The sequence below is a fragment of the Streptomyces griseoruber genome, assembly GCF_001514205.1.
Taxonomy (GTDB): Bacteria; Actinomycetota; Actinomycetes; order Streptomycetales; family Streptomycetaceae; genus Streptomyces; species Streptomyces griseoruber.
In genome coordinates this window covers 874,031-881,344 of sequence record NZ_KQ948764.1, presented here as the reverse complement: position 1 = coordinate 881,344, position 7,314 = coordinate 874,031, and the positions used below count along the sequence as shown (strand labels likewise).

The following is a 7,314-nucleotide window of genomic DNA, read 5'->3' as shown; positions in this document are numbered from 1 at the left end:
CCCAAGCCGGGGACTTTCACGAACGACCTGTCCGGCGGTGAATTCCTGCGTAGAGGGGTGCTGGAGCGTCGTGCTTGAGCCCGCGGTGGGCGGATCACCTCCGCTCGAGCGGAGGTGATCCGTATGGTGGCAGCCCTTTCGCCGGGCGGAATGAGTCCTCACCGTCGAGAGCGCCTTTCTCACGGCCCGGTGTGCCCGCGAAGGACGGTCGGCCTGAAGGCTGGCTCTGCACCGGTAGACGTCCTGGCCGTTGACAGCCAACGACACCGGTCATGGAGGCTCCGCCCCGACGGCCGGGGTGGAGCCTTCGCGCCTGGAAGGGGAATCCGCTGCTCGTGGGTTTGGGGTCCGGCGGTGCTCGGGGGATCTCCAACCCGTCTGACCTGCGGCGAAGTAGGCGATCTTGGTTGTCGCTCGCTGTCCGGGCGACTGCCCTGAGGCGCGATGCCAAGACTCAGGGGCCGGGACGGCGAAGGTGGGTCCAGCTGAGGGTGTCGCCGGGCCGAATCGTTGTCCCCTTTGCTCCGCACGCGGCATGGGCTGCCGTCCATGGCGCCGACAGTGGAGGCGGCGAGGATGCCGTACGCCTGGTGCGCAGGCCCGAGGCGAGGAAACGGCCCGAAGAGGAAACGGTCCTGAAGGGGCACACCGAGCTCTCGCCGGGCTCCCCATGGTTCGGTTGGCCAGATCGCCGGGCGGTCAGTGGGGTTGGCCCGGCCGATCGTCGAGGGAGCAGTCGACATCCGCGCCGACGGGGGGGGGGGTCGGCTGCTGTCGGCGTCATGGGGGCGGCACCCGTATGGGCAACCTCATCTGACCTGCGAAAACGTCAAGGACACGAGCGCGCGTCGGAGGACACCAAGGTCACGCGGACCGTCAACGTGGCCCTGACCGGCGACCCCAGCTGGGCGCGGTGACATCAGAGTTGGCCCGAGTCGACGTCGTCCGGGGCAATGTGACCGGCAAGCCTGCCGACAAGGACACCTTCACCGCGTCGACGGCGAGGGGCCAACCCGCATGTGGCCGTCTGCCTGGCAGCCGCCCGCCCCGTAACCGTTCGCGGTCCCCGGGACGCTGTCCCCAGCGCCGGGGTCAGCGGGCGAGGACGCCGTTCAGCCAGGCCAGCAGGTCGCTGACGATCTCCTGTCTGTTGGTCTCGTGGAACAGTTCGTGGCGGGCTTCGGGGTATCTGAGATACGTCACGTCGTTGAGGCCGGCCTCGCCGTAGCGTTCGACCAGCAGGTTGCTGCGTGAGAGATCGGCGTTCAGCGGGTCGTGATCCCCGACCAGGACGCAGAGGGGCAGATCCGCCGGGATTCCCTTGGGCTGGGCGAGTGACGTCGAGGCGATGGTGATGTCGGCCATGCCCTGGGCGTCGAGGCTGAAGCCGCACATGGGGTCGGCGAGGTAGGCGTCGACGGCCGGTTCGTCCCGGCTGAGCCAGTCGAACGGCGTGCGGCTGGGCTGGAACGCCTGGTTGAGCGCGAGGAACGGGTCTCCTCCCTCCGCGGCGTCCCGCGCCTGTGCCGCGAGCATGACGTCGACCGCGGTGGTACCGGCGAGAGCGAGCGCGTCGATCAGGTGGGAGTGGTCCAGGACGTACTGCTGCGAGGCGAAGGAACCGAGGCTGTGCCCGAGCAGCACCAGGGGCAGGCCGGGGTGCTGCTCGCGGATGGTCTCCGACAGGGTGGCCATGTCACCGACGAGTCGGTTCCAGCCGTCGTCCCCGAGATGACCGGGCTCGGCGTGCCTGCTCAGCCCGTGTCCGCGGTGATCGTTGGCATAGACGGTGTATCCCTGGGCGGTCAGCTCCGCCGCGAGGGGGGCGTAACGGCCGGCGTGCTCTCCCATGCCGTGGGCTATCTGGACGACGGCTCGCGGTGGGGTGTCCGGCTTCCATACGTGCACGTGGATCTGGACGCCGTCTTCGCTGTCGAAGGTGAACATCGGACTCCTTGTCCTGGGTGTGCGGGGCAGCCCTGAGTGCCCCGCCGGGTCGCAGGGGGTGGGCTGCCCGAGCGGTTCGGGCTCACGGGGGTTGCGGTGTCGGGCGGTTGGGGCCGCCCGGCCGGGTCAGGCGTGCTGTTCGCCGAGGTAGCCGGCGACGATCCGGGACTGGTCGGCCCGGAGTTCCCGGGCCGTGGCATGCGTGGTGATCTCGCCGTGGGACAGGACGTAGCCGCGGTCGGCGATGTCGAGGGCGAGCCCGACGTGCTGTTCGACGAGCAGCACCCCGCAGCCGGTGTCGTCGGCATAGCGCCTGACGATGGGCAGCAACTCCTCGACGATGATGGGTGCCAGGCCGAGGCTGAGCTCGTCGAGCAGGAGCAGCTGGGGGCCGCGGGCCAGGGCTCGTCCCATGGCGAGCATCTGCTGCTCGCCGCCGGAGAGCAGTCCTGCCTTGCGGTCCTGGAGGCGGGACAGGGCGGGGAAGTAACGCTCGGCGGCCGTCTGGTCGAGGCGCTCGCCCCGGTGACTGAGGCGCAGGTGTTCCGCCACCGTGAGGTCGGAGAAGATGCCGCGTCCTTCCGGGACGTGGGCGATGCCGAGGCGGGCGCGCGTCGCTGCCGGAATCCTGCCGAGGTCCGTTCCGTTGAAGGTGATCGTGCCTGCGAGTGGGCGCAGCAGGGCGGAGACGGCCTTGAGTGTGGTGGTCTTCCCCGCTCCGTTGGCCCCGAGGAGGGCGACGACTTCTCCCTCGCCCACTTCGAGGTCGATCCCGCGGATGACAGCGGCTCCGTCGTATCCGGCGGTGAGGCCGGCCACCTCCAGGACTGGGGTACTCATGGTGTCTCCGGTGTGCTGGTGAGGGCCTTGGCGGAGCCATTGCCCGAAGTGCCGGACGCGGTGGCGGGCTGGGCGGCGGAAGCCCCGAGGTAGGCGGCGATGACGGCTGGGTCGGTTCGGACCTGTGCCGGTGTCCCGGAGGCGATCACCTTGCCGAACTCCAGGACGACGATGTGGTCGCAGATCCCCATCACGAGGCTCATGTCGTGGTCGATGAGGAGCAGCGCGGTGCCGGCGTCAGCGACCGCGCGCAGTCTGTGTCCGAGTTCGGCGCTCTCCGTCGTGTCCAGGCCGGCCGCGGGTTCGTCGAGACAGATGACGCGGGGCCGGGCCGCCAACGCCCGTGCCACACCGACGAGTTTGCGTCTGCCCTGGGACAGCTCGCTTGCCGAGGCGTCGGCCAGGTCCTCCAGCCCCAGGGCCGAGAGGGCCTCCGGGACAGCGGGGTTCGAGGGCGGGCGGCGGCCGAAGGTCTCGCCGAGCGCGGTCCACCACGTCGAAGGGTCCGCCGTGACCTGGAGGTTCTCCGTGACCGTGAGGTCTTCGAAGAGTTCGCTGCTCTGGAAGGTGCGGGCGAGCCCTCGGCGGGCCCGTACATGGGGCGGCCGTCCGGTCAGGTCCTTGCCGTCCAGTTCCACCCTTCCCCGGGCGGTGACGAGGCCGGTGACCGCGTCCACGAAGGTGGTCTTGCCGGCCCCGTTGGGGCCGATGAGCCCCACGAGTTGGCCCTCGCCGACCTCCAGGGAGACATCGCTGAGCGCGTGGACGCCGCCGTAGCTGACGCCCAACTGCCGGACAGAGAGCACGTTCACGATGCGACCTCCTTGGCGTCGGCAGCGGTACGGCCGAGGCGGATCTCCGGGGAGCCGACGGTGGATGCGCTGTCGCTCGGTGGTCCCGTCGTGGCCGCCGCACGTTTCGCCCTCTTCGCCGTCCTCCGGCGGTGGGCGGCGCCCGCGATGCCGTCGGGGTTGGCGATCAGCGTCACGATCAGGGAGACGCCGCCGAAGAGCAGGGCCCAGGTCCCCTTGATCCCGAACCACTTGTCCAGCGCGTGGGGCAGCAGCGCCTCGGTGGACATCAGCCCCGCGATCACGGCTCCGGACACCATCGTGATGCCGCCGATGTAGGCGAATCCGATCAGGCCGAGGGCGGCCAGAGCGGTGAAGCGGGCGGCGCTGATCGAGCCGAAGTTGTAGCCGTAGAGGGTGCCGGCGGCGCTGGCGATGAAGGAACTGATCGCGAACGCGGCGATCTTCACCGCCCGCACGTCGACACCGGCCGCCGCGGCGGCGCGCTCGTTGGAGCGGACGGCGAGCATCCGCCGGCCGAGTCCGGTGCGCCTGAGGTGGGCGACGTACAGTCCGAGCGCGACGGTGACGGCCAGGACCAGGAAGCCGAACATGGGGCTGGGTTCGTTGCCGTCCAGGCCGCGGAAGTCCGCCTTCGGTCCGAGGTCGGTCCCGAACAGGCGCGGCGGGGGTACGGACACTCCGGCCGTTCCGCCGAACCAGGTGTTGTTGAACAGCGCCTGTTCCATGGCCAGGGCCGCGGCCAGGGTGACGACGGCCAGGCTCACACCCCGCACCCGCAAGGCGGAGACGCCCGCGGCCGCTCCGAGCAGTGTGGCCGGCACCATCGCGCCGAGGGCGGAGAACGGGAACGGGATACCCCACCCGACCGAGAGGTGGGAGAGGACGAAGCCCGCGGTTCCGGAGATCGCGAGCTGCATCACGGAGATCTGTCCGACGTAGCCGGTGATGACGACGTACGACAGGACGATGACCATGCCGATCATCGAGTTCGTGAGTGCCTGGCGGAAGTCGAACGGGAGCACGATCAGTGCGGCGACGGCGACCGCGGCGGATATCAGGGCGGGACGCAGCAGCCGCTCGGGCAGGGGCACCTCGGGCAGCCGCTGTTCGACGCTTTCACCGCGGCGCGGCAGACCGGCGCCGCGCACGTACAGGGCGACGACCATCAGGGCGAAGACGAGGAGCTGCTGGAGGCCGGGCATGGCGTTGCCGTTGTCGGTCGGGAACCAGCTCTGTGTGGACAGGTAGTACACGATCGACTGGAGCACTCCGATGAGGATGCCTGCGGTGCAGGCGATCCACAGCGAGGTGAACCCGGCGAAGAGGGCGGCGGCCAGGGCCGGGACCACCTGCAGGGGGAGCGTCATGGAGTCGACCTGGACGATGGGCGCGGCCAGGACACCGAGCAGCCCGGCGACCAGCGCGGCCAGGAGTGTGTTGGCCATCGAGACGCTGTTGGGTGACAGGCCCGCCAGCAGAGCGGCCTGTTCGTTCTCCGCGGCCGCGCGGGTGGCCAGGCCGAAGCGGCTCCACCGGTACGAGGACCCGAGGACCAGGGCGATCACGACGACCAGTCCGGCCAGGACGAAGCGGTCGGAGGGTGTGGTGATGCCCAGCATGGTGACGGTGCCGGCCGGAAGGATGCTCGGTGCCTGCTGCGGCTGAACCCCGAAGACCAGGAGCACGGTGGCCTGCAGGGTGAGCAGGATACCGAGCGAGGCCGCGAGTTTGGCAAGGGGCGAGACGGTTCGCAGCGGCTTGAAGACCGCCACCTCCGTGAGCACTCCGACGGCGACCGCGACCGCGAGGGCCCCGGCGAGAGCGGGCCCGACGGGCAGCGTGAACTCGAAGAAACCGGTGGTCAGGGCCCAGAAGGCATAGGCCGCGACCATGGCGACGGCGCCGGTGGACAGGTTGATGATGCCCGAGCCCCGGTAGGTGACCACGACGCCGAGCGCGATGCCGGCGATCAGTGCCCCCTGGCCGAGGCCGAGCACGGCGAAGAGCAGGATCTGTTCCAATTTCATGACTCCTGTCATGAGTCCGCGAATCCGCGAATCCGCGCTGCTGAGGCTGCGTCCCGCGAGGGCGTGCGGCCTCAGCGGCGGCGGGGGCGGGCGGGTCTCACCGGGGCGGGCGGATCCAGTCGGTCAGGGGCTTGAACTGGCCCTTGCCCTCGTACTGGTAGAACCTCGCCTGGTCGTTGCAGACGGCGGGGGCGTCCGGGTACTTGCCGCACTTGACCTCTGCGGCGCCCATGACGACCGGCCCGGGGAACTTCTTGAGCTGCTCGGTCACCGACGCGGGAGTGATCTTGTCCGGGCCGATGGCGTTGAGCACCTTCGCGTACGTCAGGACAGTGCTCCAGCCCAGCGGCGCGAAGACCTTGGACTGGTCGTCCTTGCCCAGCCCCGCCTGAGCCGAGGCCTTCAGGAACGCCTGGGAGTCGGCGGCCGAGGAGTCCATCGGCAGCGTCTGGGCGACGCCGTACGTCCAGGTGGGCAGGTCCCCTCCGAGACCCTGGGCGACATCGGGGGACATGCACAGCGGCGTGGAGACCACCGGCTTGGTGACACTGAGCTGCTTCAGTGCCTTGGCGATCCCGACGCATCCGCCACCGATGGAGATGGGCACCACGACATCCGCGGTGTTCGCCCCGGCCGCGGTGACCGGGCCGATCAGGTCGGTGGACTGCGCGTCGAATCCGACGGACTTCACCTTCAGGCCGGCGGCTTCCAGGCCCTTCACAGCAGCCCCGGAGGCGATCTTGTCGCCGGGCGTGTTCGTGTGGATCACCGCCGCGGTCTTCGCCTTCAGCACGTCACGGGCATACGTGCCCCAGGTGCCGAAGATGTGCGGCAGGTCGCCGAACGTGCTGAAGGTGTTCTTCGCGGTGGGCATGGTCGGGCCGGTCGCCACTCCGACCAGCACGGGCTTCTTCCCCGCGATCACGGAGTTGAAGGAGGCGTCTCCGAGGTAGAGGTTGCCCGCGCCGATGGCAGAGACTTCCTTGTCGCCGAGCAGTTGCTGGCCGCATTTCTGCCCCTCCTCCTCGGCGGACACGACCGTGCAGACGTTCAGTTTCAGCGGGTGCCCGCCGATACCGCCCAACGTGTCGTTGACGTACTTCACGGCGGCGCGGGCGCCCAGGGTGGCTTCGGGGTTGCCGCCGGGGCCGCCCTCGACGTTCACCCAGCCCAGGGTGACCGGTTCGAGGCCGGCGTCGGCCTTGCCCGCCTTTCCGCCGACGTAGGCGAGGTAGTCGGTCACGACGTCACTCGCCTGGCGGGACTCCGCCTTTGCGGAGGAGCCACCCCCGGAGGTGCCGGTCGATGCGGGGGCGTTGGTGCCAGATCCGCCGCATGCGGCGACGCCCAGCAGGGGCGCCATGGCGGCGGAGACGAGGCCGAGTCTCAGAGGACGTGAGGTTACGGGCATGCGGGATCCTCCTGGATCGGAAAACGGCAGGGCGGCGGTGCCTGGCACGGCATGCGGGGAGAGCACGGAAGGCAGAGGAAGGCAGGCGGGCGCACTGGGGTGACCGGTGTCTCGGACCAGCCCGAGAACTTCGAAAGGCCAGGTGATTGGCGGCTTCCGAGTTTCGTAACTTTCTTACGGATCGGGAATCTAGGTGTACGCTGGCACCCTGTCAACGCCCCGGTTCACACCGAATTAACGATCATGCAATGGGAGGGGAAGGACATGACGGCGG

General features: G+C 69.6%; 5 protein-coding genes. All 5 read right to left on the bottom strand.

From position 1 onward, the window contains the following. Window positions 1-1,092: 1,092 nt before the first annotated feature. The 5 genes from AQJ64_RS08350 to AQJ64_RS08330 all read right to left on the bottom strand — a co-directional run bounded on the left by AQJ64_RS08350 (window position 1,093) and on the right by AQJ64_RS08330 (window position 7,040). Window positions 1,093-1,947, bottom strand: a complete 855-nt coding sequence (locus AQJ64_RS08350; protein ID WP_055632553.1) for an alpha/beta hydrolase — start codon at window positions 1,945-1,947, stop codon at window positions 1,093-1,095. Between the two features lie 126 nt (window positions 1,948-2,073). Then, window positions 2,074-2,787 carry an ABC transporter ATP-binding protein gene (locus AQJ64_RS08345; protein ID WP_055632554.1) on the bottom strand — a complete coding sequence of 238 codons (714 nt, stop codon included), beginning with the start codon at window positions 2,785-2,787 and terminating at the stop codon, window positions 2,074-2,076. Next, complete coding sequence (locus AQJ64_RS08340) at window positions 2,784-3,599, bottom strand: ABC transporter ATP-binding protein (protein ID WP_055632555.1); 816 nt, start codon at window positions 3,597-3,599, stop codon at window positions 2,784-2,786. The genes AQJ64_RS08345 and AQJ64_RS08340 overlap by 4 nt, the downstream gene beginning before the upstream one ends. After that, on the bottom strand, window positions 3,596-5,629 hold the full coding sequence (locus AQJ64_RS08335) for a branched-chain amino acid ABC transporter permease (protein WP_240512519.1): 2,034 nt from the start codon (window positions 5,627-5,629) through the stop codon (window positions 3,596-3,598). The genes AQJ64_RS08340 and AQJ64_RS08335 overlap by 4 nt, the downstream gene beginning before the upstream one ends. 97 nt (window positions 5,630-5,726) lie before the next feature. Then, complete coding sequence (locus AQJ64_RS08330) at window positions 5,727-7,040, bottom strand: ABC transporter substrate-binding protein (protein ID WP_055632557.1); 1,314 nt, start codon at window positions 7,038-7,040, stop codon at window positions 5,727-5,729. Between the last annotated feature and the right edge of the window lie 274 nt (window positions 7,041-7,314).